We start from the raw sequence: 24,786 nt of genomic DNA, 5'->3' as shown, positions 1-24,786 counted from the left end.
CGTCAGCCGATCCTATGCCCGGCCACACGCAAAGCATGGGCCAGCGCCTCGATATGGTCCGGTCCAACCTCGCAGCAGCCGCCGACGATGGTGGCCCCTTGTTCTACCCAGGACATGGCGAAATCGGCATAGGCTTTGGGGGTCAGGTCATGGCGCTGTTCCAGCGCATCAACCGTGGGCGCGTCTTCCAGAAAATCCTGTGTGATGCCGGTGAAGCCGTTGGCATAAGCCCCATAGGGGCGGCCCATCGTCTTAAGGATCGTCAGCGCGGGCATCACCGATTCCGGACGGGTGCAGTTGATCAGAACCGCTTGCGGCGCGAACCTGTCCACTAGCGGGGCAACCTGCGCCAGTTGCTCGCCCGAGCGTAAACGGGTGCCGTCATTGTCCATCACTGACAGCGCCAGCCAGACGGGTTTGGTTGCGCTTTCCGTCCCGCGCAGCGCGCCTTCAGCCTCTTGCAGGGACGAGACCGTCTCATGCAGGAACAGGTCCACCCGGTCGTTCATCAGACTGACAAGCTCGGCGTATTTCAGCGCGGCTTCCTCGACATCGGGTTTCAGGTCGGGCCGGTACGAGGCCAACAGCGGCCCCAGCGCCCCGGCAATCCGTCCGCCCGAAGCGGGCCGCGCGCCCTTCGCTTGACTCAGCGCCGTGTCGATCAGGGCAGGCAATTGGTCCTCGATCCCTTCGCGCACCAGACGTGAGCGGTGGACAGCATAGGTATTCGTCGTGGCAACCGTCGCGCCACGTCGGAAGTAATCCGCATGGACCTGCCCCACCAGTTCGGGCTGATCCATCATCACCCGCGTAGACCACAGAGGCGTGGGCTTTTCGCCGCCGCGTTTGACCAATTCCTGCCCGATCGAGCCGTCCAACAAGGTGATATCCGCCATTGCCTTACCTTTCCTCAGGGAATGAGAACCAGTTTTCCCGCAAACGCCTTGGACTGAAAGTCCTCTTGCGCTTTGGCGATATCTCTTAGCGGGTAGGTTTTTGAGATCAAAGGTCTGATCCGGCCTGCGTTCATCAGTTCGACCAGTCGGCCAAAGACCTCGAACGCCTGATGGGTGCAGCCGTGGATGGTGATGTCGCGCAAGTAAATGTCGCGCAGATCGGCCTGAACGATGGGCCCGGCGATGGCACCCGAGACGGCGTAGTGCCCACCGGGTTTCAGCGACAGAATCAGGCCGGGCCATGCGGGGCCGCCGACCACGTCGATCACCACGTCGAACATATCTTTCGGCAAAGGCGCGTTTCGGTCGAACGTATCCGTGGCACCCTGCCCCTTGACCACATCGGCCTTGGCGGGGCTCGTAACACCCCACACGGTCGCCCCGCGCAGCCGGGCCAATTGCACAGCGGCAAGGCCGACACCGCCGGACGCGCCAGTGATCAGAACCTTGTGCCCGGTGGTCACGCCCGCCCGGGTCAACAGGTTTTCCGCCGTGCCAAAGGCGCAGGGGATGGCCGCGATCTCGGCATCTGACAGGGGGGAGGCCGATACATCGTACAGATCAGACGCCTCAACCAGACAGTACTGCGCAAAGGCTCCGTCAATCTCGGACCCCAGCGCAATGAAACCGGTGGGATTGCCGGGGCGTGGACGTGGCAGGTTGATCGGACAGGTGACGCGCTGGCCTTGGGTGAAACCCACCTCCGGTCCGGCCTTTTCAACGATGCCGCACAGATCGCCGCCCTGAATGCGCGGGAAGTGCAGCGCCCCGCCCCAGCCGCCTGCATCGACATCCTGATCCACAGCATCTGTCGCGCCGGTCACGTCTGACGAATACCAGCCAACGCGCGTGTTAATATCGGTGTTGTTCACCCCCGCGGCAGCAACCCGGACCAGAACCTGACCGGGTCCGGGCTGTGGCACGGGGATATCCGCGCGCCATTCCAGCGCCTCTGGCCCGCCGTGGCGGGTCAGGTAAACGCCCTGCATGACGCGCGGAACAGCCATGGATCAGGCCCGCAGCCGTTCGTTGGCCGGATCCCAGAGGGGCTGATCCTCTTGCACTACGGCGGGGTATTTCTGGCCGTAGATTTCGACCTCTAGCGCCGTGCCGGGGTTGGCCAGTTCCGACTTGATCATGCCCAGCGCAATGGACTTGCCAACACGATAGCCCCACGCGCCCGAGGTCGTCTCACCAACGATCTGATCTCCCTGCCAGATGCAGGACATGTAGGGCGCATCGCAATCACCGGCCTCGACCGTCAGGGTCACAAAGGATTTTTTCACGCCCTGCTGCTTTTCGTTCAGGATTGCGGCCTTGCCGGGGAAATCCTGCGGCTTGTCCAGTTTAACGAAGCGCCCCAGCCCACCTTCCAGCAGCGAGTAATCGGTGGACAGATCGCCCTTCCACGCGCGGTAGCCTTTCTCGATCCGCAGAGAGTTCAGGGCATACATGCCGAATGGCTTGGCCCCAGCTTCGAGGATGGCGTCATAGATCGCGGGCATATCCGCGTTCTCGGCGTGGACCTCCCACCCCAGTTCTCCGGCGAAAGACACACGCAGAAGGGCAACCCAGCCCCCTTTGATCTCACTTTCCTGAAAGCTGAGCCACGGCAGCGTCAGGTCGCCTTCGCAAACCTTGCTCAGTACCTCGCGCGATTTGGGACCAGTCACGATCAGCGTGTCCATGCGCGTGGTCCAGTCTTCCAGCGTAAAGGCTGCGTTTACGGGCATGTGGCGTTCCAACCATTCCCGATCATGCCATTGCGCGGTTGCGGCAGTGACCAGCACAAATAGGTCTTCAGCCTCACGGGTTACGGACATTTCGGTCAGAATGCGGCCGCGATCATCCGAGAAATAGACCAGCCCGACGCGACCGATCTTTGGCAGCGACCCGGCCACTAGCCCCCGCAGCCATTCGTCAGCCCCCGGCCCTTGCACCTTGAACCGCGAGAACCCCGGCAGGTCCAGCACACCGCAATGATCGCGCACAGCCTCGCATTCTTCCTTGATCCGCTGCTCCCACGGGCCGGACCGACCCCAGGTGTGGGTGGCCTCAAGCGAGGTATCGTCGCCCGGCTTGGCGAACCAGTTGGCCCGTTCCCAGCCATTATAGGCGCCCATCACGCCGCCCAGTTCCTTGACCTTGGCGTGGACCGGAGACAGCTTCTTATCCCGCGCCGCAGGCCATTCGTGATGCGGGAAGTGCATGGCGTATTCGTTGCCGTAGACCTCCATCCCCTTCTGGTTGCAATAGTCCTGATCGGTGTAGTCGGTGTAACGACGCGGATCGACGGCCCACATGTCCCATTCAGTCGCGCCATCGACGATCCATTCGGCCAGCACTTTGCCAGCCCCGCCGCCCTGTGCGATGCCGAAGGTAAAGCTGTGCGCCTCGAACGCGTTTGTCACGCCCGGCATCGGCCCGATCAGAGGCAGGCCATCAGGCGCATATGGGATCGGGCCATTGATCACCCGACCCACACCCGAGGTCGCCATCAGCGGCACCCGCTCCATCGCGTCGGTGACGATGTCCTCGATCCGGTCCAGATCGTCGTTCCACAGTTGGAAACTGAAATCCTCGGGCATCGGATCGTCTTCGGTCATCCAATGGCCCTTGCAGTTGGGCTCGTACGGGCCAAGGTTGAAGCCGTTCTTCTCTTGCCGCAGATAGTACGAGATATCCACGTCGCGCAGCAGCGGCAGCTTGCCGCCGTTTTCCTTCGACCATGCCTCAATCTCAGGCACTTCGTCGGTCAGCAGATACTGGTGACTCATGACCATCGCAGGCACGGTGCGGCCACCATAGGGTTTGAACATCTCACCCACGCGCTGCGCATAGTATCCGGCGGTGTTGACCACGTAATCACAGACGATATCGCCCTTGTCGGTGTGAACCGTCCACGTGCCGTCGTCGTGCTGAGTCACGCCGGTTGCCGGGCAGAAGCGGATGATCTTTTGACCCAGATCGCGCGCACCCTTGGCTAGTGCCTGTGTCAACTGCGCTGGGTCGATATCGCCATCGGTCGGGTCGTACAGAACGCCCTCAAGATCATGGGTTTCAAGGAACGGATAGCGCTCTTTGGCCTCGTCCGGCGTCCACATCTCCATCGGGATGCCCTGATAGCGGCCCATGGACAGGGCGCGCTCGAACTCCTGCATCCGCTCTTTGCTGTGCGCCAGACGGATCGAACCCGAGACGTGGTAGTTCATCGGATAGTCAACCTCATCGGCCAGCCGCGAATACAGCTCGGTCGAATAGCGCTGCATGTTCATGATCGCCCACGAGGTCGAAAAGGTCGGCACGTTGCCAGCCGCGTGCCAGGTCGAGCCAGCCGTCAGCTCGTTCTTTTCCAGCAGAACGCAATCGGTCCAGCCCTTCTTGGCCAGATGATACAGTGACGAACAGCCGACAACGCCGCCGCCGATGATGACCACTCGGGCCTTGGTTGGAAAATCACTCATGGTCTTGATCCCCTGTTAATGTGCCCGCTGGGGCAGATCGTCCTGGATGTCATAGTAATCGCCCTTGTCCGCGACAAAGATATGCTGGGCGAGTTTCAAACCGGTGGGCTCGTTCAGAGACCCTACCGAAATCGCAATCGTGTCCTCGTCATTGTGCTGCCAGAACAGGAAAGAGCCACAGGCGCTGCAAAAGCCACGCTTGGCGATGTCCGAAGCGCAATACCAGCCCAGTGTATCACTGGCGGTAAAGCTGAGGTTGTCCTGATGCGTGACGGTTGAGGCCCAAAGATGCCCCGACTGCCTGCGGCACTGACCGCAGTGACAGGCATTTGGCGGCGTGAGGTCTCCGTCAATTTTGAACGCGACCTTGCCGCACAGACAGGAACCGGTGTGCATATCGCTACCCCCTTGCTGCAGGCGTCGTGCTGGTGCCCAGCAACACGCCATAGATGATGAAACAGGTCGCCATCACGCGACGGACCCAGACGTTGAACACGGCCCCCAGCGCAGCCTTTCCCATCAGTGCGCCCAGCAGGGTAAACCCGGTATAGCTGAGCGTTGTGATGACCAGCACGGTGGGCATGATCACCCCCATCTGCTGCCAGACCGGTATGCCGGGCTGCACAAACTGCGAGAAGGCCGCCAGATACCCGGCCACGCTTTTGGGGTTGATCGTCGCAACGGCCAGCGCGTGCAGATAGACATGGCGCGCGGGCCGCTCGAACGCGGGCGTGGGTTTGCTGGCATTTATCCAGCCACGGATGCCCATCCAGATCAGGAACCCAGCACCGATCAGCTTGGCAATGAAAAACCCGGTGGGAGAGGCCGCAATCAGCGCCGTTATGCCCAGCGCCGAGAATATCAGAAAGGCAGTGGCCTGTGTCAGGATCGCCAACACCCCCAGCATCGCCTTGGGAAATGGCAGGCTCATCCCGTTCGAGATGCAGTTGACTGCGTTTGGCCCCGGCGTGGTGACAAATACCAGCCAGAACAACGCGAATATGGTCCAGGCTTCAAAACTCATTCAATACACCGGTGGAGCGATGACCCAGATGGCCACGGCGGGCTCATCATAGGGGTTCGCCCACTTGTAAGGCACGTGCTTGATGCGAAAGCTATCGCCCGGCCCGACTGAGAATTGCCGCCCGCCAATCGTCAGGTCCAACCGACCGGAAACCATGTAGCCAACCTCTTGTGTCGGGCGACTTGCGGGGGTCTGCATTTCAGAGCGCGGCTCGAAAGTGGAATGTACCATCTCAAAATCATCGGTCAGATCAGGAGAGAGCAACTCCTCGATCAGCCCTTCTTCGCCTGACCCCATGGGCCGCCGTGACCCTGCGCGCACGATAAATCCCAGCTCATCCGCAGGGGCCGCGGAATGGGAAAACAGCATCGACATTGGAACACCAAGGCACTCGGCGATTTGGCGCAAATCCGAGATCGACGGGTCGGACATGTCTCGTTCGACCTGACTGAGCCACCCAACCGACCGATCCAGCCGTGCGGCGATCTCGGTCAAGGTCAGGCCGCGCGCCTTTCGCAGGGCGCGGATGTCGGCACCAAGGGTCGCACTGTTTGGGGCTTGGCTGTTCACCGGGCTCTCCAGAAGTCGTGAAATTTTAACCTACTTTTTCACGATGACCTGAGTCGGTGAAATTTCCAAGCATTTTTTCACTTGGGTGACTGGCCGAGATTGTCTATTCGTCGCGCATGTGGATTGCTGTCGCGTATCTTTGGGCCATTAACCTGCTGACCCTGCTGGCATTTGGATGGGACAAACTGCGCGCTAAACGTCGCAAACGCCGCGTACCCGAGGCCAAACTACTATGGCTTGCCGTGGTCGGCGGGGGGCCGGGCGCTGTTTTGGGGCGCTGGATTTTTCGCCACAAGGCGCGCAAGCGGCGGTTTTCGATATACCTCTATCTGGTGCTCGGCTTACAGGTCGCCTTTTTGTACGTTCTGACCACGCAACTCCCGCTCTGAACCCCACGGGTTTTCAATCAAAAAATAATCGGCAGCCAAAGAGGAAACTGTCTGTTACATTGATGTGAATACTGAATTCCTGAAATAATCTTATTTTGGCAAAGGGTTGGAAGAGACATGGAAAATGGCATCGGGTTTTTCGACATAGTTTGGTCGATCTTCTGGCTGTTCCTGATGGTGGCCTGGTTCTGGGTAATGATTTCGGTGGTAGCCGACGTGTTCCGCTCAAAAGACCTGAGCGGTTTCGGCAAGGCCGCATGGATCGCGTTTGTCATCCTCATTCCCTGGCTCGGAGTGCTGTCCTATCTGATCGCGCGGGGCGAAAAGATGCATGAACACAATGTAGCGGCCATGAACAAGATCGAGGAAGCGCAGAAGGACTACATCCGATCCGTCGCGACAGTATCGACCGCAGACGAGTTGGAGCGTTTGGCCGCCTTAAAAGACAAGGGCGTTCTGACAGACGAAGAATTCGCAGCCCAAAAAGCCAAGATCCTCAGCGCGTGAGGACTTAACTCCGGCCAGAGTCGCTCTTGCCTGAGTTAAGCCCCGAAAACGGCATTCAGAATTGCGCCAAGCGCGTCCGCATCCTGCTGCGTGAATGCGTCCGGTTGATCGCTGTCGATATCGAACACGGCAATGACCTCGCCCGACGCGTTTCGCACCGGCAAGACCAGTTCTGATCGCGTGCTCGAAGCACAGGCGATATGGCCGGGAAAAGCATCCACGTCGGGCACAAGCTGAACCTCGCCCGTTCGCGCAGCAGCGCCACACACGCCGCGTTCAAACGGGATAACCAAACATCCGTGACCGCCCTGATACGGGCCGATCTTTAACACGCCCGGTTCGGTCACGCGATAAAACCCGGTCCAGTCGAACCGGTCGTCGGAATGATGTACCTCGCAGGCGACGGTTGCCATAAGTGCGACCGCGTCAGTTTCCCCTTCGGTCAGGGATGAGATGGTTTTCGCAAGCAGGTCATAATCAACGGTCATCATGGAATGTCCGGCATAAGTCGTCGTGCAAAGCCACCTATGCCGAAACCACCCATGGGTCAAACACGTTCGATTGCAATCGCGGTGCCTTCTCCGCCACCGATGCAGATCGCCGCGACTCCCCGTTTCAGGTTGCGCTTTTCCAACGCGTTCAAAAGCGTCACCATTATGCGTGCGCCCGATGCGCCAATCGGATGCCCCAACGCGCAAGCACCGCCGTTTACGTTGACCTTGTCACGCGGTAAGCCCATCTCGTGCATGAAGGCCATCGGCACAACGGCGAAGGCTTCGTTCACCTCCCACAGATCGACGTCATCCTTGGACCATCCGATCCTGGACAGCAATTTCTGTGCGGCAGGGACAGGTGCGGTTGTGAACAAGCCCGGAGCCTGGGCGTGGCTGGCATGCCCCAGAATTCGCGCACGTACTGTCAGCCCCTGATCTTTGGCCGCGTCCTCGGACGCCAGCACAAGCGCCGCCGCTCCATCCGAGATTGAGGATGAATTGGCCGCCGTCACAGTCCCATCCTTGCGGAATGCAGGCTTCAGCGTGGGTATCTTCTCGGGTCGGGCGGATTGCGGCTGTTCGTCCGCGGCGTGCTGCACCTCGCCCTTGCGAGTCGCGACCACAACCGGAGTGATCTCGTCCGAGAACGCCCCGCTTTCCTGCGCGGCCAGAGCATTGGATAGCGATTGCAGCGCATATTCATCCTGCGCCTCGCGGGTGAACTGGTAGGCTTCGGCGCAATCCTCGGCAAACGTGCCCATCAGCCGACCCTTGTCGTAGGCGTCCTCGAGACCATCAAGGAACATGTGATCCACAACCTGCCCGTGCCCGATCCGGGCGCCACCGCGCATTTTCGGCAGCAGATAGGGGGCGTTAGTCATACTCTCCATTCCGCCCGCGACCATTGTGTCCGCGTGACCCAGCGCGATCTGGTCAAACGCCATCATCGCGGCCTTCATGCCCGAGCCGCACATCTTGTTCAGCGTTGTGGCGGGGACGTCTTCACCCAGACCCGCCGCAAACCCGGCTTGCCGCGCCGGTGCCTGACCCTGACCAGCCGGCAGGACACAGCCCATAAGAACCTCGTCTACCGTTTCGGTCCCGGCACCTTGCAACGCTGCGCGAATGGCACTGCCACCCAAATCGGCCGCGGCCACACCATCGAACACGCCTTGAAATCCGCCCATGGGTGTTCGGGCCGCGCCTGCAATAACAACATGTTTCATCCGGGTGCTCCTCCTGTTTTCCGGATTGATGGATACCGAATGGTAAGAATTGCCGTCTAGCGTATTTCTACGAGTGAATTTCAGTTTAAAGGATCACCGCGTATGAGCCTGACCAGCAAAACGACCGGCACGACACAGATCATCACGGTTCATTCTGACCGGATCGATGCGGCCATGGCCATCCAGTTCAAGGAAGACATGCGCAAAGAAGCCGAAGATGGCAGTACGCGGATCATTCTGGACCTGACAAAAGTGGAATTCATCGACTCAAGTGGCTTGGGTGCCATCGTTGCCTCTATGAAACAGCTTGGGAGTGATTGCAGGCTGGACTTGGCTGGCCTCCACCCTTTCGTTGAAAAAGTGTTCCGGCTGACGCGCATGGATACTGTCTTCAAACTGTTTGCGTCGCTGGACGACGCGCTGTCGACCCTCAAAGACTAACTCTCCATACACGTGATTGGGCGCTCGAACATGTATAACGGCAACTGCCTGGATTTGAGCTTTGTAGCGACAGAAGCTGAGGCGAGTACCGGAATTGCCAAACTAAGCACCTGTTTGGAAGCAAATGGGTTGCCTCGAAACAAGGCAGGTGACGTAAAAATCGCACTGGCCGAAGCGATCAACAACGTGGTCGAACACGCATATGCCGGGATCACCCCCGCCAAGGTGCAAATACGCTGCCGCCTGAATCAGAACTGGCTGGACATCCTGATTTCCGACACCGGCAAACCCATGCCCGGTCTCAGTGTCCCGGACGGAATACCGGCTCCGCTGGGCACGACAATCGAAGAATTGCCCGAAGGCGGATTCGGCTGGTTTCTGATCCACCAACTGACCAGCGACATCCGCTATGAACGCATCGAGGGGTGCAACAGGCTGTCCCTGCGATTTGATTTGCCCGATGCCGTCTGACCCAAAATAGCCACAATCGCACCATTGTAGCGCCGCAAACGCGGGGCATAAGAGATTCTGTAGCTCAGATAGCTTCCCTCGGCGTCTAGTATCACAGCCCCCACCCAGTGATCGGCGCCGAGGAACTTCCCATTGATTTGACTGGACAATACCTGATCGCGCTATACTTTCGGCGCGTTCAATCAGGGAAGCAACGCTATGCGGGATTTTCACACACCGGGCAGATCCGAAGTTTTGGCAACCGAAGGTATGTGCGCCACGTCGCACCCCTTGGCGGCGCAAGTCGCGTTGAACATTCTCCGGGACGGGGGCAACGCAATGGATGCCGCCATTGCCGGGGCCGTCGTTTTGAACGTTTGCGAACCGCAGATGACTGGTTTGGGCGGAGACTGCTTTGTTCTGTTCAATCGCGCGGGTGAGGATCGGATACGCGCCCTGAACGGTTCGGGCCGAGCGCCAGCAGCGGCCGATGCCCGGAAACTGCGTGAAAAGGGACTGACCGCGGTGCCGCTGAATACTCCGGACGCGGTAACTGTACCGGGTGCCGTGGATGCGATGTGTCACCTAGCCGAAACAGAGGGCAGGCTTGGGCTGGACGCCATTCTGCAACCCGCAATCCATTATGCCGACTCCGGTGTACCTGTGGCGGCGAGGGTTGCGTTCGACTGGAAGCCGGGCGCTGAAACACTCCAAGGCGCGGCGCGCACCCACTATCTGATGGACGGCAAGCCCCCCGAGATTGGGCAAATCTTTCGAGCGCCCGGTCAAGCCGAAGTTTTACGCCAGATAGCCCGAAAAGGGCGCGATGCGTTCTATTCCGGCGACATCGCTCAAGACATGGTGGACGCGCTGACCCAAATGGGGGGCGAACATACGCTGGCTGACTTTCAGAACACGCAATATACGGAAACCCAGCCTGTTAGCGGCCACTACAAAGGTTTTGACCTTGTCGAGCATCCGCCAAACGGCCAAGGCGCGACAGCGATCCTGCTACTGAACATCCTGAAGAACTTTGATCTGGACAGCATGGATCCGTTCGGAGTTGAAAGACTCCATATCGAGGCCGAAGCCTCGAAACTGGCCTACGACGCGCGGAACCGGTTTATTGCCGACCCTGACTGTACCTCTCGTGCTGATATATTCTTCGATCAGGACGTTGCGAATAGTCTGGCGGCTTTGATCGACGTCACACGCGCAATGCCCGCAGCGGCACCCCTGACTGAGGCGATACACAAAGACACCGTCTATATTACCGTCGTTGACCGGGACAGGATGGCTGTCTCTTTGATCTATTCCATCTTTCACAGCTTTGGTTCCGGCATTGCGTCCGAGAAATACGGAATTCTGCTGCAGAACCGAGGGGCTGGATTTACACTTCAGGCCGGGCACCCGAATGAGATGGGTCCAGGCAAACGGCCGATGCACACCATCATCCCCGGGATGATCACGCAGCAAGGGCGTATAAGCATGCCCTTCGGCGTCATGGGCGGTGCGTTTCAACCGACAGGGCACGCGCGGCTGTTGTCCAACCTGACGGATCATGGTCTTGGACTTCAGGCAAGTATCGACGCCCCTCGCGCCTTTGCGGACGCGGGCGTTTTAAAGTTGGAACGCGGAATTCCGCGCAATGTCGCTCAACAATTGTCCGATATGGGACACAACGTTCAGATACCGGAAACACCGCTTGGCGGAGCGCAGGCAATACGAATCCGCGAGGACGGCGTTCTGGAGGGTGGCAGCGACCCCAGAAAAGACGGATGTGCACTTGGGTACTGACCCCGACGTCTGCCGGGTCAGGCACTAGTTCAAGTGGAAGTGCAGCGGATAGGCGCCGTTCTCGAACGGGCCAAACATGTCCGGGATATCAGGGTGTTCCACAGGCTCACCCGACTGATCCGCAACCAGATTTTGTTCTGAAACATAAGCGACATAGAAGGATTGATCATTCTCTGCCAGCAGATGATAGAACGGCTGATCCTTGATCGGACGGCTGTCTTCAGGGATCGCCTGATACCATTCTTCCGTATTTGAAAACTCAGGATCCACGTCGAAAATCACCCCCCGGAAGGGATGTTTTTTGTGGCGGACCACCTGGCCCAAACGGTACTTGGCGCTTGTTTTTAGCATTTTCTCAGCCCCCAAAAGTCTTACTACTCCTTTCCGACGAAGAATGCCAATCATTGATCCGCAATTAAGGGAAACAGTCTGTGAACCTCTTACTGACAGTCTTTGAAATCGTGGCCCCAGTCTTTCTGTTGGCCGGCATTGGCTTTGTCTGGGTCAAGCTGGGATTTGAATACAGGTTGCAATTTGTAACACGTCTTGCGGTGACGCTGGCTGTGCCAAGCCTGATCTTCGTTGCCCTCATGCAAACCGAGATTCCACCCGGAGAACTTACACGGTTCACTTTGGCTGCCATCGCAGGTCACGTCGTGCTTGCCGTTACGTTCGGAGTTTTCGTGCGGTTTGGAAATCTTGATCGTCGAACCTATCTGGCCCCGCTGATTTTCGGGAATACGGGAAACCTTGGACTGCCGCTGTGCCTGTTCGCTTTCGGTCAGGCAGGGTTGGGGTTCGCGGTTGTGTTTCTTGCCGTTACCGCGCTGTTTTCCTTTACCTACGGGATCTATCTGGTTGCGGGAAAAGGCGCGTTTGGCAAGGTCGCCCGCGAGCCAATGGTCTGGGCCACGCTGCTGGGCGCGCTGTTTCTTTGGCGCGGGTGGGAGACCCCGGTCTTTCTGACCAACACTCTGGAACTGCTGGGACAAATGGCGATTCCGATGATGCTGATCACTCTTGGCGTGGCGATTGCCCGCCTGACGACGGGCAAGCTGAGCCAGGCGATCTGGCTATCGGTTTTGAAACTGGCTGTCTGCGCTGGTTTGGGCTGGGCGATTGCGGGCGCTTTTGACCTTGATCCAATCGCGTTTGGCGTGCTGGTCTTGCAAATGTGCACCCCGGTGGCCGTAACCTCTTATCTTCTGGCGGAACGGTTTGATGCGGATGCAGATGCCGTGGCTGGCATGGTCTTGGTCTCGACCGTTCTGTCTGTCGGTGCTTTGCCTATAATTCTAGCTATCGTTCTGTAGCGATTGTGATTTCCTCAGAGCTCAATCTGCGCTAGAATAAAGAAAAAAGGCACGAGGCACATGAGCAGAATTCTTATCGTACTCTTCGGGGTGCTGTTTCTGGCATCCTGTGGGGGCGGGTCAAAGCAACCGCCCAGCAAGCTAAATGACGCGTGCAGCATTGCGCGCGAACGGCCTGACTATATCAAGGCGTTCAAGAGCACCGAGCGCAAATGGGGTGTGCCGGTACACGTCCAGATGGCGACGATCTATCAAGAAAGCCGCTATCGCCATGACGCCCGGACACCGCACCAATACGTGTTGGGGGTCATCCCGATGGGCCGTCAAAGCAGCGCCTATGGGTTCAGTCAGGCGCTGGACGGAACCTGGGATGAATACCAGAAAGAGACCGGCAAACGCCGCGCCAAGCGTGACCGCATCCGGGATGCTTCGGATTTCATCGGCTGGTACATGAACAAAAGCTATGAGCGGAACGGGATTCACCCCAGCGACACGCGAAATCAGTATCTGGCCTATCACGAAGGTCACAGCGGATATGCGCGCGGCAGCCACTACAGCAAAACATGGCTACTGAACGTCGCAAATGACGTGGATGCGCGTGCGAAACTGTATCAGGCTCAGTTGGCCGGCTGCCGGTACTAAGACTTCAGTGGGTCAGCGATTACTTGACCCGCTTCTTGCACGGTTGGAAAACAGGCTTTGATCCAACCTGTTATCCGTATCCAGTTGCCCCAGCAGCACAGTTGTCTGGCTACCGGCGTTGTCGTGGATGACCCATTTGCGCAGCTCGATCGGATCGCCGGTAAACATCAGCTCGATCCGGCCCGACTCGGGGTTTTTTGGGTCCTGAGCGGTTACCACCGTGGCCGTTCCATCAAACTCATGCCCGACGACCATATTGGCCTGCCCCAGATTGACGTTGCGCGCCAGAACCAGCGATAGCGGCGTGCGCTTCAGCGGATATTGCTCGGGTGGCTGGTTGGATTTCGGGTCGAATATCTGAACCGATCCCGCACGCGCCAAAACAACCGCGCTGTTTGGGGGATCATATTCAAACCGCATCTTGCCCGGCCGCTCCATCCAAAGCTTACCGGTGCTCAATGAGCCATCATCATTGACCTGAGTGAACGTGGTCTCAACGGTTTTCAAACCGTTCAGGTAGTTGGAGATCTGCGACAAAGGCAGTTTTTCAGCGGCCCACGCAGCGGGCGCAGCCAGCGTCAGGGCCAGGGCAAAAGCAATCTGTTTCATGACCTACCAGATATGCGTTCCGCCCATGTTATTAAATATCCAAATCCGATTTCGGGAGCGCTTGAAATAAAAGACGCGCCGAAACCCATAATTTCAGCGCGTCACTTGATTTTTCTACGGCGGTATTCCGCAAAGGGGATTATTGCTCGGGCACAAGGATTTCGCGTTTTCCGACATGGTTTGCCGAGGATACAACGCCTTCATCCTCCATCTGCTCGACCAGTCGCGCGGCCTTGTTATAGCCGATGGCGAGTTTCCGCTGGATATACGAGGTCGAGCATTTGCGATCCTTGATCACAATCGCCACGGCCTGGTCGTACAAGGCGTCCTCGCCATTTGTGTTTCCACCCGTGTTCAGGCCCAGAACGGCGTCGATATTGTCTGCCTTTTCCTCGGCCGGGCCATCGACCACGCCGCCCACATAGTCCGGCTGACCGAACTGTTTCAGGTGGGTCACGATCTCTTCGACCTCCTCATCCGAGACAAACGGACCGTGACACCGGGTGATCTTGGCACCGCCCGCCATATAGAGCATGTCGCCCTGCCCCAGCAGTTGCTCGGCGCCCATCTCGCCCAGAATGGTGCGGCTGTCGACTTTCGAGGTCACCTGGAACGAAATCCGGGTCGGGAAGTTCGCCTTGATCGTGCCGGTGATCACGTCGACCGAGGGGCGCTGCGTGGCCATGATCAGGTGGATACCCGAGGCCCGCGCCATCTGAGCCAGACGCTGAATGCAGGCTTCGATCTCTTTACCGGCAACCATCATCAGGTCGGCCATCTCGTCAACGATAACCACGATATAGGGCATCGCTTCGGGCGCGAATTCCTCGGTTTCAAACACCGGTTCGCCCGTTTCATCGTCGAACCCGGTCTGGACCGTGCGGCTGAACAACTCGCCCTTGGCCAATGCGTCTTTCACGCGGCCGTTGTAGCCAGCGATATTGCGCACGCCCATCTTGGACATCTTGCGATAGCGATCCTCCATCTCGCCCACCACCCATTTCAGGGCTACAACCGCCTTTTTCGGGTCGGTAACAACGGGCGAGAGCAGGTGCGGAATGCCGTCATAAACCGACAGTTCCAGCATCTTGGGGTCGATCATGATCAGGCGGCATTCATCCGGCGTCAGCTTGTACAGCAGCGACAGGATCATCGTGTTGATCGCCACCGATTTACCCGAACCCGTGGTCCCCGCGATCAGCAGGTGAGGCATCTTGGCCAGGTTCGCCACAACGGATTCACCGCCGATGTCCTTACCCAAGGCCAGCGGCAGCGCGTGGTTGCCATCGCCAAAATCACGGCTGGCGAGGATTTCGCGCAGCACCACCATCTCGCGGTTTTCGTTGGGCAGCTCAATCCCGATGACCGAGCGCCCCGGCAGGGTCGACACCCGCGCCGACAGCGCCGACATGGACCGCGCGATATCATCCGCCAGACCGATCACCCGGCTGGCTTTCAGGCCCGGAGCAGGCTCCAGCTCGTACATGGTGACAACGGGGCCGGGGCGGACGCTGACGATCTCACCCTTGACGCCGTAGTCGTCCAGAACGTTTTCCAGCATCCGCGCGTTTTCCTCCAGCGCCTCATCGCTGAGGTGGTGGCGCTGAATACTGGAGGGGTTCGACAACAGCCCCAAGGGCGGCAGCTCGAAATCGGAATGCTTTTCCTCGAAGGACAGCGCCGGCTGTGCCTCGGCCTGCGCACGGCGCGACGGCTGCGGAGCACGGCGCACGGGCTGCGCGACGACCGGCTTGCGCGGCTCGGCAACCGGAATTTTCACGGCCGGGCGCTGTTGCGGCGCGGGTTCGGCCACATCTTCAAACACGGCCTCATCCTCGTAATCCGCGGCGAAATCATCCGCCTGCTCCAAAGGCTCTTGCCAGTCGGTCGCCTGAGGTGCTGACATCATCGGCTCCACCGGCAGACCCGCCGACGTCATCGGAGGTTCAGGCGGCAAGTCGCCAGCCCCGCCTGCATTCAGGATAAGCGGATCGGGGCCCCTGCCGCGCCCTTTGGTCAGCGGCAGGTTCGGATCAGGTTCAGGCGTCATCTCACCGGCTGCGACCTTGCGGTTGCGCACGGCTGCGGAAATCTTTGAGCGAATGCGATCTTCACCCGGCATCTCGTCAAACCCGGCAACAGGCTCACGTTCCAGCAATTCGGGCTCGGGCATCGGCTCTGGCCGGCGGATCAAGGACGGCATCCGCGCAAGTAGACCCGTTTTCACAGGCTCCGGCGACTCGAGCGGGCGTTCGTCGAAAACGGGGTCAGCGTAGGCCAGTTCATCGTCAAAAACGGCTTCGGCGGCTTCCGCCCTTGCCGTTTTACGCTCGTCCCATTGCGCGCGGCGATCACGGGCGGCCTGCGCTGTCGCAGCGGCGCCCCGGCCCAGCAGGTTCATCAACCCATCGTAGGATATGACCAGACCCAGCAGGAATGCACGGAACCCTTTGCGCACATCATCCTTGGTGAACCCCAGAACAAACACTCCAAGCGTCACCATTCCGACCGCCATAGCCAAAGACATCACCTTGACCATGAAATGCGACGAGATCGGCAACAGCGTCAGCAAAGCACCCATGACCGTATCGCCAAAAAGACCACCCAGCCCAAAGCTGTGCGTCGCACGCCACGCCTCGCCCGGGACTAGTGTTGCCGCATACACGGACACAATCGCGATCCAGATCGGGGCAAAGATCAGGCGGGCAATCGCACGTTCTTCGCCAAAGTGACCAGCAAAGCGCACACCCCAGCCAATCAGGACCAGCGCGATGCTCCAACTGCCCCAGCCGACGATCATGAACAGGGGCGCGGCAATCGACGCTCCGATCCGGCCCATCCAGTTCTGCACCGGCGCATCGGTCGACACCATCCAGTTCGGATCGTCCGGCGTGTAGGACCAGATCATCGCGGCTGCGGCCAGCCCCAGCAGGATCAAGGCGATGCCGATCAGCTCTTTGCTGCGCCGTTCAATGGCGGCTTGCGTCGTGCTGTCCAGCAAGGGATCGCGATTGCGCGCGTTATATGATGCCATTTTGCCCTCGTACCTCACGAATAGATGCAGTCGCGTAGCTTGATCAGCCCTTGCTGCAACTCTGTTTTTGGGGCCACCAACGCAACCCGGATAAATTGCTCGCCCGGGTTTTGCCCCGGATCGCCTTGAGAAAGATATGCGCCCGGCAGTACCCGAACCCCGGTTTCCTGCCACAGCTTCAATGCGGTTTCTTCGCCGTTATCGACTGGTAGCCAAAGGAAAAACCCGGCCTCGGGTGGCATATAGCCCTGCAGACCCGCGAACACCTGATCCGCAATGGCGTATTTTTCCTGATAGAGCGCCCGGTTCTCGGCCACATGCGCCTCATCCGCCCATAGTTTTGCGGCGGCCGCTTGCAAAGGCAGCGGCAGGGGCGCGCCTGCATAGTTGCGCAGTTGTTTGACCCGTTTGATCGTCTCGGAGCCACCTGCGATCAGACCGGAACGCAAGCCGGCGACGTTGGACCGTTTGGACAGCGAATTGAACAGGGTAATCTGCTCAGGATCTGCACCCAGTTCCTGCGCGACGGTCAGAACGCCGGTCGGCGCCTCATCGCGGTAGATCTCGGAATAGCATTCATCGGCGAAGATACGGAAATCGTACTTTTCGGCCAGACGGATCAGTTCGGCCCAGTAATCGCGCGACGCCACCGCACCCTGCGGATTGGCCGGGGAACAGATATAGGCCGCAACGGTGCGGTTCAGAACATCTTCGGGCAGACCCGCATAGTCTGGCAGATGACCGGTTGCAGCGGTGGCGGGCACAAATACAGGCTCGGCCCCGATCGAAATCGAGGCGACCATGTAGACCTGATAAAAGGGGTTGGGGCAAAGGATGACCGGTTTCTGCCCATTCTTTTCCTCGGGACACAGCGCCATTGCCGCGTTGTACAGCCCCTCGCGCGTGCCGTTCAGGGCCATGACGTTGGCGTCTGGGTCCATCGCCACACCATAGCGGCGCTTGATCCAGTCGGTGATTGCGCCACGCAGCGCGGCGGAGCCCTCATTCGGGGGGTAACCCTGAAATCCGGCCGCGTTTTCCATGATCACATCCGTCACCCATGCGGGAAAATCGTGCATGGGCGCGCCGATGGTCATGTGAATGACATCTCCGCCCGGCTGGTGATGATCCAACAGGGTGCGCAGACGCGGGAAAGCATATTCCGGTAGGTTCGAGAACCGCTCGGGAAAATTCATAACTACTGCCTCAATGCCGGGATCGTTTTCGCCCCGTTTTTTGGCAGATTACAGGCCGGATTCCGCTTCGTCCAGACAAAGCGACGGCGAATCAGGGGATTGTGGCATTCACGCCAGAGCCGTTTCGACCGCCGCGCCCACCCTCAAAAGCGCTTCTTCCGATCCCGGATACCCCATCATCATCAACCCGCACCCAGCCGTTCCCGTCGGAACGGTCAGCGCCGCCAATCCCATCAGATTGCCGATCCGGGTGTTGCGCAATGCCAGCAGGTTCTCGGTGACGTAATAGTCATGATCCGTCATCAGCCTCTCAAGATTCGGGGGCAGGATCGGCGCGGTTGGGGCCAGAACAGCATCAAAACCGGCCGTTGCTGCGTCCCACGCAGTCCGACAGGCTTTCAACCGGGACCAGGCCGCAATGTAGTCCGGCCCCGAGACGTTCTTGCCCGCGCGGAACCGCTCTAGAATCTCTGGGTACATTGCGTCCGGGTTGGCCTCGATCACATCGCGCCACAGGCCGTAGGCTTCGGTCGTATAGAGGATACCGGACAGGCTCATGGCGGCGTTCAGTTCGGGCACCTCCAGCGGGACAATCTCGGCCCCGGCCTCTCGCAAACGGGCAAGGGCAGATTCGTAAGCCGCGCCCGGACCATCCCGCAGATCATCCTTGGCCACGTTGTACAAATCGGCGAAACGGCGGCCTTGCAGCGTAGCACCGCGCAAGTCAGCAGGCGTGCCGCCTTCTAGCAGAGCCAGCAAATGGGCGGCATCTTCGACCGAGCGCGCCAGTGGGCCAATCGTATCAAACCGCAAACACAGGGGCACCGTCCCCTCAAGCGTCACGCGTCCAGCCGTGGTTTTCAGCCCAACGAGGTTGTTCCAGGCAGAAGGGATGCGGACCGACCCACCCGTGTCCGACCCAATACCGCCCGCAGCCAGCCCCCACGCGACCGAGGCCGCAGTGCCAGAGGAAGACCCGCCCGGCACCGCGTCCACATCGTCGATACAAGGCGGCGTCCCGGTGATCGGGTTCAGACCCAGTCCTGAAAAGGCCAGTTCGCTCATATGGGTCTTGCCCAGACAAACCGCCCCCATCGCCGTCGCGTTTCTGACAACAACGGCATCCGTTTCGGGGACTCGCCCTTTTAAAAGGGCTGATCCGGCTTCGGTCTTCGTGCCGGCTGTATCGAACAGGTCTTTCCAACTGATCGGCACCCCATCCAGCAGGGATCGGCGCAGGCCCAGTTTGGCCCGCGCACGCGCGGCCTCAGCCTCGGCCCGAGCGCGTGTTTCGGTAACGCGGGCATAAATGCGGTCCCGGTGAGGGTGCGCGGCGATCGCAGACAGGTAGGTTTCGGTCAATTCAACAGGGTCGATCTGGCCCATGCCAATGCCTCGGCCCAGATCACACGCGGTCATGGTCAACCAATCCTGCATCCCTACCCCCTTGGAAAATTTCGCTTTGAGGGACGGTAGCGACAGGACCGCACATGGACAATCCCGAAAGGGCACGCATATTGCACCGCATGGAACACACGTCCGATATCCTGATCGTTGGTGGCGGTCTGAACGGCCCCGCCTTGGCACTGGCATTGGCTCAGACGGGGCATACCGTCACGATCGTCGACGCCTTGGCCCAGAAAGTTCGGAAAAACGCCGCGTTCGACGGGCGTGCCTATGCGCTTGCGCTGGCCTCTCAGCGCTTGCTGCAAACGATTGGCGTGTGGGACCGTGTCGCCGAACACGCCCAGCCGATGCTTGAGATCAAGGTCACCGATGGGCACGCAGGGACCGGGCCATCACCCTTCTTCATGCATTTCGATCACGCCGAGATCGAAGAAGGCCCGATGGGATACATGGTCGAGGACCGTCATCTGCGCCGCGCCTTTTTGGATGCGATGGACGCAGACAGCAACATCACTCAGATCAGTGGTCGAACAGTCATTGCGCAGGATCAAGACGCAACGGGCGTTACCCTTACTCTGGATGATGGCTCGACCCTGACAGGCAGCCTGCTTGTGGGGTGCGATGGCCGCCGCAGTGGTACGGCTGCGCGTGCAGGCATCAAGCGCAGCGGATGGGACTACGGCCAGACTGCACTTGTCTGCGCCATCGAACATGACCTGCCCCATCACGGTATCGCGCATCAGTTCTTCATGCCGCCCGGTCCGCTTGCGATCTTGCCATTGACCGGCAACCGCAGCTCGATTGTCTGGAGCGAACGGACCGACGCCGCAAAACGCATCAACGCCCTGCCCGAAGGGGAATATCTGCAAGTCCTGCGCCTCCGCTTTGGCGACTTCCTCGGCGACATAAAGCTGGCCGGAGATCGGTTCACCTATCCGTTGAACCTGACCATCGCGAACGCTTTCATTGGCGAACGAATGGCCCTTGTCGGAGATGCCGCGCACGGCATGCACCCGATTGCCGGGCAGGGGCTTAATGCCGGGTTGCGTGACGTCGGCGCGCTGGCCGAGGTCCTGACGCTGGCCGGACGGCGCGGCGAGGATATCGGATCGGTTCTGGTGCTGGAGCGCTATCAGGAATGGCGCCGTTTTGACACGGCTGCGCTGGCCATGGCGACGGATGTGTTCAACAAGCTGTTTTCAAATGACAATCCCCTCTTGCGCGTTGGGCGCGACATCGGGATGGGGATCGTCGGGTCACTTCCGGGCCTGCGGCGGGGTTTCGTGCGCGAGGCCGCCGGACTGACCGGGGACCTGCCAAAACTGCTTCAAGGGCGCGCGATTTAATCCAGTTCCCGCGCCTCATCGACCAGCATAACCGGAATGCCGTTGCGGATCGGAAAAGCCAACCCCGCAGCCTTTGAGACCAGTTCCTGCTTTTCTGCATCATAGTGCAGAGTTGTCTGCGTCTGCGGGCAAATCAACGCCTCAAGCATTCGGCGGTCAAAGGCGTGTTCAGGTGTGGTCATTGCAGCTTTTCCTCGCTCGATCCGCCGCGCATGGCGAATTCGATCAGTGTTACCAGAGTTTCGCGACGCGTACGCAGACAAGGCGCTTCTAGCAAGGCTTGTTTTTCTTCGGGGTCAAAGTCCAGCAGCATGGAAAGAGAGTTGACCAGCAGCTCATCATCCGCGTCTTTCAACGAGTCCCAGTCGGTCGATAGCTGCCGGGACGAGAAAAACCGCTCTAGCAGCGACAGAAAGTTTGTGCGGTTGAACCCGTCATCATGTTCAGCCCGGCCCAAATCGCGGTCAAACCCATCCCAAGACACCTGACAGCGGCGGTAAGGGGTAAAGGCGTCCAGCTCGGATTTGACGCGGAACCGCGAAATCCCGGTCAGCGTAATCAGGTAACGGCCATCTTCGGTTTCCGAAAACTGCGTCACCCGCCCCGCGCAACCGATCTGGTGCAGCTTGTCATCGTCGCTTTGGCAGGGGTTCGGCTGCACCATCCCGATCAAACGCTCGGGCGTTTTCAAGGCGTCGTCCAACATCTGCAGATAGCGCGGCTCGAAAATGTGCAGCGGCAGGCGCGAGCGGGGCAACAGCAGCGCCCCGGGCAAAGGAAAGACGGATACCGTTTCCGGCAGGTCAGCGGGATGCATCATGTACCCGAGTGTAGCTCTGATCAGAGATTAGGCAAATATCATCGAGCTGAGTTTGCGCCGCCCGTTCAGAACAATCGGGTCATTTGGCTTGAGCGCATCGAAGATCGTGAACAACTGCGCCTTGGCTGCACCGTCGTTCCATTCGCGATCGCGGCGGAACAGTTCAAGCAACTGGCTGACGGCCTCTTCCACGTCACCATTGGCGTGCAACGCCTGCGCCAGATCGAACCGGGCCTGATGGTTGTCCGCGTCGGCCTGAACCGCCGCAGTCAGTTCGGCCACAGGACCCGCATCTGCGGCTTGCTTGGCAAGCTCCAGTTGCGCATGCGCAGCCTCTACTTCGGCAGAGGTGGAAATTTCCGCAGGGGCACCGTTCAGAATGGCCTCGGCCTGTTCCAGATCACCGGCTGCGATATGGGCGCGCACCAGACCTCCATAGGCGGCCGCATGGTTCGGATCCTCGCCCAGAATGGCAGCAAAGGTTTGCGCCGCGTCCGCAGCCGCGCCTTCGGACAGCATTTCTTCGGCCGCTTGAACGGCGTCATCCAGTTGCCCGCCCGGGCTTTCGCCGCCTGCCGCCTCGATCACGCGGTCAACAAATGCCTTGATCTCGGACCCGGGCAACGCGCCTTGAAACCCGTCAACCGGCTGACCTTTGAAGAAGGCATAGACAGTCGGAATAGACTGGACACGCATTTGCGAGGCGATCATCTGCGCCTCGTCCACGTTGATCTTGACCATTTTCACCGCGCCCTTGGCGGCGGTCACAGCATCTTCCAGCAGAGGGCCCAGAGTCTTACACGGCCCGCACCACGGCGCCCAGAAATCCACGATAATCGGGGTTTCCTGTGATGCCTCGACGACGTCGGCCATGAACGTGGCCTCGGACCCGTCCTTGATCAGATCCGCGGTATCGGGGCTGGCTGCACTGTTCAAAAGGTCCATGACACTCACTCTTTCGTTCAAACTTGCGCCCTATATGCAACCGCATAAGGCAGAAACCAAGGGCTGAATTTCCAAATTAGAGGTCGAAACTTGCAAAGACCGGAGCGTGGTCGCTTGGCTTTTCCCACCCGCGTGCATCGCGCAGGACGCGGCTGGAATGTCCCGCGTTCGAGATATCGGGCGTGGCCCAGACGTGATCCAGCCGCCGCCCCTTGTCTGCCGCATCCCAATCGCGCGCACGATAGGACCACCAGCTATAAAGCTGTCCTTCGGGGATATCCTGCCGGGTGATATCGACCCAGCCACCTGCATCTTGCGTCTCGGCCAGCGCCTCGACCTCGATCGGCGTGTGCGAAACAACCTTGAGCAGTTGTTTATGCGACCAGACATCATCCTCGCGCGGGGCGATGTTCAGGTCGCCCACCAGAATGGATTTTTCGGGCTTTTCGGCATGGAACCAGTCGCGCATGTCGGTGAGGTAGTCGAGTTTCTGCCCAAACTTCTCATTCACCTCACGGTCGGGCACATCTCCGCCTGCGGGGACGTAAAAGTTTTGGATGGTCACGCCATTCTCCAACCGCGCGGCGATGTGACGGGCGTGGCCGAGACCGGCGAAGTCCTTGTCGCCCACCTCCTCCATCGGGATGCGCGACAGGATCGCGACGCCGTTATACCCCTTCTGCCCGCGCGCAACCATGTGGGTATAGCCCAGTTCCGCGAAACCTTCTGTGGGGATTTTCTCGACCGGAGATTTACACTCTTGCAGGCACAGCACATCGGGGGCTTCTTCCTGCAGCAATTTCAGCACGATAGGCTCGCGCAGGCGGACCGAGTTGATGTTCCAGGTGGCAAGAGTGAAGGGCATTGGGGAATCCTCTGTCGCGGGTTGGGCAGAGGTTAGCGTGGGTTGGGATGGGGTGCCATGGGGAAAGAGACTGAACGGCAGTTATGCGGACGAAGTGTAGTTTCCTTAAGACTGCGCGACCGAAACGCTTTCGATCCACCGCCAAAATCGGTAGTTTTGAAACGCAATAGCACCCAATCAAAGCGCATTTTCCGTGGTTTATGTTTCGAAAGTCAATCGCAGCCGTGCGGCATCCAAAACTTCTCGAGCAAACCTCTTGGGATAACGCAGCACAACCGCTTCGGCGCTCAGATCGAGCATACCTCTCGCTTTGAGAAGGTGGTAGCCGTCGGACGGCTGACCCTGAAGAGCCAAGTCGGCCAGAGTCTTCTCCACACCAACTCTGGCGATCTTTTGCCGGGTCCGGCTCAGTCTAGTTGTCTTACCCCGCTCTTCACTAAGCTCGTTTTCCAATGCGGTGATACTTTTCCAGAAGTCCAGGACAATTGGATCATTAGGATCGTCAATGTCTTTTAAAGCTCGAACTTCGATAAGACGTCTTCGAGCCGCATCTTCGACTTCTTTGACCTTTTCCCTGTTCGCATTGGAAATCCAATTCCGTAGCTTTTTTTCATCGTCGCAAATTGCAATGATATTGAGGAGTTTCTGACTTTTTGACATCATGAAGTCCCGTTACTCAAGGCGTAGCGAGATGCTCTGGAAAAGATGCTGTTCGCGCTGCTTATCTTCACATTGCCCTGCTGAAGAACGTATCCTCTACTCTCCATTATTTGCCTAACCATATGACCCATCATCTGCTTCATTCGATCCTGTTTCGCGAGGTCGCCAAATCGCTCAAGAAGAAAGGGCGATAGCGGCTCAATCGCGGGACGGGAAAGATATGTTGCTGTTTCCATACGGATAAGGTTCTCAGGATTGACCAAGAACTCCCAAATCTCTTTGCCGCCCTCGTTGGCAAACGTTGTACTGTAGCGTCCAGCGTTGTAGTTTATCATTTTCTCCCCCACACAAGACCCTTCTTAAATAACGCGTCTTAGGAGGTGTGTCTATAGCGATCTGTGATTTCACATCGACGATCCAACAAAACCATTGAAAAATCTTGTGCCACAAGCCTTTGACAAAACTCCCTTTTGTTTTGCCCCGTTTTTTGCCCTTGATTGATGAGCGGACATTCATGCAATCCGCAGCACCTGTCAAATTAAGCTCAAACCCGCCCCCTCCCCCAAAAAAAGCCGGGCCATCTGGCCCGGCAGTCCAACAGGGAGGTGCATGTCATAACCCGGACATGCAC

The 24,786-nt window shown here is 59.0% G+C and carries 27 protein-coding genes; 8 read left to right on the top strand and 19 right to left on the bottom strand.

The window, feature by feature from the left end; genetic code table 11:
* Positions 1 to 2 precede the first annotated feature (2 nt).
* The 6 genes from ACR0B7_RS17410 to ACR0B7_RS17385 are packed head-to-tail and all read right to left on the bottom strand — an operon-like array spanning position 3 to position 6,014.
* Positions 3 to 896 (bottom strand): homocysteine S-methyltransferase family protein, encoded by an 894-nt coding sequence (locus ACR0B7_RS17410; RefSeq protein ID WP_170485751.1) that lies wholly within the window; start codon positions 894 to 896, stop codon positions 3 to 5.
* A 14-nt stretch (positions 897 to 910) separates the two neighbouring features.
* Positions 911 to 1,963 (bottom strand): zinc-binding dehydrogenase, encoded by a 1,053-nt coding sequence (locus tag ACR0B7_RS17405; protein WP_170485752.1) that lies wholly within the window; start codon positions 1,961 to 1,963, stop codon positions 911 to 913.
* A gap of 3 nt (positions 1,964 to 1,966) precedes the next feature.
* Positions 1,967 to 4,420: a GcvT family protein gene (locus ACR0B7_RS17400; RefSeq protein WP_170485753.1), complete on the bottom strand. Its 2,454-nt coding sequence runs from the start codon at positions 4,418 to 4,420 to the stop codon at positions 1,967 to 1,969.
* A gap of 15 nt (positions 4,421 to 4,435) precedes the next feature.
* Complete coding sequence (locus ACR0B7_RS17395; protein WP_170485754.1) at positions 4,436 to 4,816, bottom strand: GFA family protein; 381 nt, start codon at positions 4,814 to 4,816, stop codon at positions 4,436 to 4,438.
* Positions 4,817 to 4,820: 4 nt separating this feature from the next.
* Entirely contained in the window at positions 4,821 to 5,444 is a 624-nt protein-coding gene (locus ACR0B7_RS17390) for a LysE family transporter (protein ID WP_170485755.1), read from the bottom strand.
* The gene (locus tag ACR0B7_RS17385; RefSeq protein ID WP_170388754.1) at positions 5,445 to 6,014 is read right to left on the bottom strand and encodes an XRE family transcriptional regulator; all 570 of its coding nucleotides are present in this window, start codon (positions 6,012 to 6,014) and stop codon (positions 5,445 to 5,447) included.
* A gap of 116 nt (positions 6,015 to 6,130) precedes the next feature.
* Between ACR0B7_RS17385 and ACR0B7_RS17380 the strand changes: the two genes are divergently transcribed.
* Both ACR0B7_RS17380 and ACR0B7_RS17375 read left to right on the top strand, forming a co-directional pair.
* Positions 6,131 to 6,403 (top strand): DUF1294 domain-containing protein, encoded by a 273-nt coding sequence (locus ACR0B7_RS17380; protein WP_170485756.1) that lies wholly within the window; start codon positions 6,131 to 6,133, stop codon positions 6,401 to 6,403.
* Positions 6,404 to 6,520: 117 nt separating this feature from the next.
* Complete coding sequence (locus ACR0B7_RS17375) at positions 6,521 to 6,910, top strand: SHOCT domain-containing protein (RefSeq protein ID WP_170485757.1); 390 nt, start codon at positions 6,521 to 6,523, stop codon at positions 6,908 to 6,910.
* A 35-nt stretch (positions 6,911 to 6,945) separates the two neighbouring features.
* Here the strand turns inward: ACR0B7_RS17375 and ACR0B7_RS17370 are convergent, their stop codons facing one another.
* Positions 6,946 to 7,398 (bottom strand): GAF domain-containing protein, encoded by a 453-nt coding sequence (locus tag ACR0B7_RS17370; protein WP_170571011.1) that lies wholly within the window; start codon positions 7,396 to 7,398, stop codon positions 6,946 to 6,948.
* Positions 7,399 to 7,457: 59 nt separating this feature from the next.
* The gene (locus ACR0B7_RS17365; protein ID WP_170485758.1) at positions 7,458 to 8,630 is read right to left on the bottom strand and encodes an acetyl-CoA C-acyltransferase; all 1,173 of its coding nucleotides are present in this window, start codon (positions 8,628 to 8,630) and stop codon (positions 7,458 to 7,460) included.
* Positions 8,631 to 8,732: 102 nt separating this feature from the next.
* Between ACR0B7_RS17365 and ACR0B7_RS17360 the strand changes: the two genes are divergently transcribed.
* The 3 genes from ACR0B7_RS17360 (at position 8,733) to ggt (ending at position 11,318) form a co-directional block, all read left to right on the top strand.
* Positions 8,733 to 9,071 carry an STAS domain-containing protein gene (locus ACR0B7_RS17360; protein ID WP_170388758.1) on the top strand — a complete coding sequence of 113 codons (339 nt, stop codon included), beginning with the start codon at positions 8,733 to 8,735 and terminating at the stop codon, positions 9,069 to 9,071.
* A 30-nt stretch (positions 9,072 to 9,101) separates the two neighbouring features.
* Entirely contained in the window at positions 9,102 to 9,542 is a 441-nt protein-coding gene (locus ACR0B7_RS17355; RefSeq protein ID WP_170485759.1) for an ATP-binding protein, read from the top strand.
* 198 nt (positions 9,543 to 9,740) lie between these two features.
* Positions 9,741 to 11,318 carry a gamma-glutamyltransferase gene (ggt, locus tag ACR0B7_RS17350; RefSeq protein WP_170485760.1) on the top strand — a complete coding sequence of 526 codons (1,578 nt, stop codon included), beginning with the start codon at positions 9,741 to 9,743 and terminating at the stop codon, positions 11,316 to 11,318.
* A gap of 24 nt (positions 11,319 to 11,342) precedes the next feature.
* Here the strand turns inward: ggt and hspQ are convergent, their stop codons facing one another.
* Positions 11,343 to 11,669: a heat shock protein HspQ gene (gene hspQ, locus ACR0B7_RS17345; RefSeq protein WP_170388761.1), complete on the bottom strand. Its 327-nt coding sequence runs from the start codon at positions 11,667 to 11,669 to the stop codon at positions 11,343 to 11,345.
* Positions 11,670 to 11,749: 80 nt separating this feature from the next.
* Here hspQ and ACR0B7_RS17340 point away from each other — a divergent pair, with 80 nt between their 5' ends.
* Together ACR0B7_RS17340 and ACR0B7_RS17335 are read left to right on the top strand one after the other, a co-directional pair.
* Positions 11,750 to 12,631, top strand: a complete 882-nt coding sequence (locus ACR0B7_RS17340) for an AEC family transporter (protein WP_170388762.1) — start codon at positions 11,750 to 11,752, stop codon at positions 12,629 to 12,631.
* Positions 12,632 to 12,691: 60 nt separating this feature from the next.
* Complete coding sequence (locus ACR0B7_RS17335) at positions 12,692 to 13,273, top strand: transglycosylase SLT domain-containing protein (RefSeq protein WP_170388763.1); 582 nt, start codon at positions 12,692 to 12,694, stop codon at positions 13,271 to 13,273.
* Between the two features lie 12 nt (positions 13,274 to 13,285).
* Here ACR0B7_RS17335 and ACR0B7_RS17330 read toward each other — a convergent pair whose 3' ends face one another.
* The 4 genes from ACR0B7_RS17330 to ACR0B7_RS17315 form a co-directional block, all read right to left on the bottom strand.
* The gene (locus tag ACR0B7_RS17330) at positions 13,286 to 13,882 is read right to left on the bottom strand and encodes an outer membrane lipoprotein carrier protein LolA (protein WP_170485762.1); all 597 of its coding nucleotides are present in this window, start codon (positions 13,880 to 13,882) and stop codon (positions 13,286 to 13,288) included.
* A gap of 139 nt (positions 13,883 to 14,021) precedes the next feature.
* On the bottom strand, positions 14,022 to 16,916 hold the full coding sequence (locus tag ACR0B7_RS17325) for a DNA translocase FtsK (protein ID WP_170485763.1): 2,895 nt from the start codon (positions 16,914 to 16,916) through the stop codon (positions 14,022 to 14,024).
* 14 nt (positions 16,917 to 16,930) lie between these two features.
* Complete coding sequence (locus ACR0B7_RS17320) at positions 16,931 to 18,112, bottom strand: aminotransferase class I/II-fold pyridoxal phosphate-dependent enzyme (RefSeq protein WP_170485764.1); 1,182 nt, start codon at positions 18,110 to 18,112, stop codon at positions 16,931 to 16,933.
* 108 nt (positions 18,113 to 18,220) lie between these two features.
* Positions 18,221 to 19,549 carry an amidase family protein gene (locus ACR0B7_RS17315; protein ID WP_170485765.1) on the bottom strand — a complete coding sequence of 443 codons (1,329 nt, stop codon included), beginning with the start codon at positions 19,547 to 19,549 and terminating at the stop codon, positions 18,221 to 18,223.
* 53 nt (positions 19,550 to 19,602) lie between these two features.
* Here ACR0B7_RS17315 and ACR0B7_RS17310 point away from each other — a divergent pair, with 53 nt between their 5' ends.
* Positions 19,603 to 20,865, top strand: a complete 1,263-nt coding sequence (locus tag ACR0B7_RS17310; RefSeq protein WP_480682089.1) for an FAD-dependent monooxygenase — start codon at positions 19,603 to 19,605, stop codon at positions 20,863 to 20,865.
* Here ACR0B7_RS17310 and ACR0B7_RS17305 read toward each other — a convergent pair.
* The 6 genes from ACR0B7_RS17305 to ACR0B7_RS17280 all read right to left on the bottom strand — a co-directional run bounded on the left by ACR0B7_RS17305 (position 20,862) and on the right by ACR0B7_RS17280 (position 24,490).
* Positions 20,862 to 21,047: a Trm112 family protein gene (locus ACR0B7_RS17305; RefSeq protein ID WP_170388768.1), complete on the bottom strand. Its 186-nt coding sequence runs from the start codon at positions 21,045 to 21,047 to the stop codon at positions 20,862 to 20,864. The genes ACR0B7_RS17310 and ACR0B7_RS17305 overlap by 4 nt on opposite strands.
* Complete coding sequence (locus tag ACR0B7_RS17300; protein ID WP_170388769.1) at positions 21,044 to 21,685, bottom strand: LON peptidase substrate-binding domain-containing protein; 642 nt, start codon at positions 21,683 to 21,685, stop codon at positions 21,044 to 21,046. Before ACR0B7_RS17300 ends, ACR0B7_RS17305 begins: the two co-directional genes overlap by 4 nt.
* Before the next feature lie 27 nt (positions 21,686 to 21,712).
* Positions 21,713 to 22,630, bottom strand: a complete 918-nt coding sequence (locus tag ACR0B7_RS17295; protein WP_170485766.1) for a thioredoxin family protein — start codon at positions 22,628 to 22,630, stop codon at positions 21,713 to 21,715.
* 76 nt (positions 22,631 to 22,706) lie between these two features.
* Positions 22,707 to 23,495, bottom strand: a complete 789-nt coding sequence (locus ACR0B7_RS17290) for an exodeoxyribonuclease III (protein ID WP_170485767.1) — start codon at positions 23,493 to 23,495, stop codon at positions 22,707 to 22,709.
* Between the two features lie 198 nt (positions 23,496 to 23,693).
* Positions 23,694 to 24,155 (bottom strand): hypothetical protein, encoded by a 462-nt coding sequence (locus tag ACR0B7_RS17285; RefSeq protein ID WP_170485768.1) that lies wholly within the window; start codon positions 24,153 to 24,155, stop codon positions 23,694 to 23,696.
* Positions 24,155 to 24,490: a hypothetical protein gene (locus ACR0B7_RS17280; protein ID WP_170485769.1), complete on the bottom strand. Its 336-nt coding sequence runs from the start codon at positions 24,488 to 24,490 to the stop codon at positions 24,155 to 24,157. The genes ACR0B7_RS17285 and ACR0B7_RS17280 overlap by 1 nt, the downstream gene beginning before the upstream one ends.
* Between the last annotated feature and the right edge of the window lie 296 nt (positions 24,491 to 24,786).

It is taken from the genome of Ruegeria sp. BB6 (assembly GCF_056539385.1).
The sequence above is the reverse complement of the archived record's forward strand: the minus strand, read 5'-3'. Positions and strand labels throughout refer to the sequence as shown.

Coding starts and splice junctions, on each gene's coding strand:
- ACR0B7_RS17330 (WP_170485762.1), bottom strand. CDS start 13,882: ATGAAACAGATTGCTTTTGCCCTGGCCCTGACGCTGGCTGCGCCCGCT.
- ggt (WP_170485760.1), top strand. CDS start 9,741: ATGCGGGATTTTCACACACCGGGCAGATCCGAAGTTTTGGCAACCGAA.
- ACR0B7_RS17410 (WP_170485751.1), bottom strand. CDS start 896: ATGGCGGATATCACCTTGTTGGACGGCTCGATCGGGCAGGAATTGGTC.
- ACR0B7_RS17335 (WP_170388763.1), top strand. CDS start 12,692: ATGAGCAGAATTCTTATCGTACTCTTCGGGGTGCTGTTTCTGGCATCC.
- ACR0B7_RS17280 (WP_170485769.1), bottom strand. CDS start 24,490: ATGATAAACTACAACGCTGGACGCTACAGTACAACGTTTGCCAACGAG.
- ACR0B7_RS17380 (WP_170485756.1), top strand. CDS start 6,131: ATGTGGATTGCTGTCGCGTATCTTTGGGCCATTAACCTGCTGACCCTG.
- ACR0B7_RS17300 (WP_170388769.1), bottom strand. CDS start 21,685: ATGATGCATCCCGCTGACCTGCCGGAAACGGTATCCGTCTTTCCTTTG.
- ACR0B7_RS17320 (WP_170485764.1), bottom strand. CDS start 18,112: ATGAATTTTCCCGAGCGGTTCTCGAACCTACCGGAATATGCTTTCCCG.
- ACR0B7_RS17400 (WP_170485753.1), bottom strand. CDS start 4,420: ATGAGTGATTTTCCAACCAAGGCCCGAGTGGTCATCATCGGCGGCGGC.
- ACR0B7_RS17370 (WP_170571011.1), bottom strand. CDS start 7,398: ATGACCGTTGATTATGACCTGCTTGCGAAAACCATCTCATCCCTGACC.
- ACR0B7_RS17315 (WP_170485765.1), bottom strand. CDS start 19,549: ATGCAGGATTGGTTGACCATGACCGCGTGTGATCTGGGCCGAGGCATT.
- ACR0B7_RS17390 (WP_170485755.1), bottom strand. CDS start 5,444: ATGAGTTTTGAAGCCTGGACCATATTCGCGTTGTTCTGGCTGGTATTT.
- ACR0B7_RS17360 (WP_170388758.1), top strand. CDS start 8,733: ATGAGCCTGACCAGCAAAACGACCGGCACGACACAGATCATCACGGTT.
- ACR0B7_RS17305 (WP_170388768.1), bottom strand. CDS start 21,047: ATGACCACACCTGAACACGCCTTTGACCGCCGAATGCTTGAGGCGTTG.
- ACR0B7_RS17355 (WP_170485759.1), top strand. CDS start 9,102: ATGTATAACGGCAACTGCCTGGATTTGAGCTTTGTAGCGACAGAAGCT.
- ACR0B7_RS17395 (WP_170485754.1), bottom strand. CDS start 4,816: ATGCACACCGGTTCCTGTCTGTGCGGCAAGGTCGCGTTCAAAATTGAC.
- ACR0B7_RS17365 (WP_170485758.1), bottom strand. CDS start 8,630: ATGAAACATGTTGTTATTGCAGGCGCGGCCCGAACACCCATGGGCGGA.
- ACR0B7_RS17295 (WP_170485766.1), bottom strand. CDS start 22,630: ATGGACCTTTTGAACAGTGCAGCCAGCCCCGATACCGCGGATCTGATC.
- ACR0B7_RS17375 (WP_170485757.1), top strand. CDS start 6,521: ATGGAAAATGGCATCGGGTTTTTCGACATAGTTTGGTCGATCTTCTGG.
- ACR0B7_RS17285 (WP_170485768.1), bottom strand. CDS start 24,155: ATGTCAAAAAGTCAGAAACTCCTCAATATCATTGCAATTTGCGACGAT.
- ACR0B7_RS17290 (WP_170485767.1), bottom strand. CDS start 23,495: ATGCCCTTCACTCTTGCCACCTGGAACATCAACTCGGTCCGCCTGCGC.
- ACR0B7_RS17325 (WP_170485763.1), bottom strand. CDS start 16,916: ATGGCATCATATAACGCGCGCAATCGCGATCCCTTGCTGGACAGCACG.
- ACR0B7_RS17405 (WP_170485752.1), bottom strand. CDS start 1,963: ATGGCTGTTCCGCGCGTCATGCAGGGCGTTTACCTGACCCGCCACGGC.
- ACR0B7_RS17310 (WP_480682089.1), top strand. CDS start 19,603: ATGGACAATCCCGAAAGGGCACGCATATTGCACCGCATGGAACACACG.
- hspQ (WP_170388761.1), bottom strand. CDS start 11,669: ATGCTAAAAACAAGCGCCAAGTACCGTTTGGGCCAGGTGGTCCGCCAC.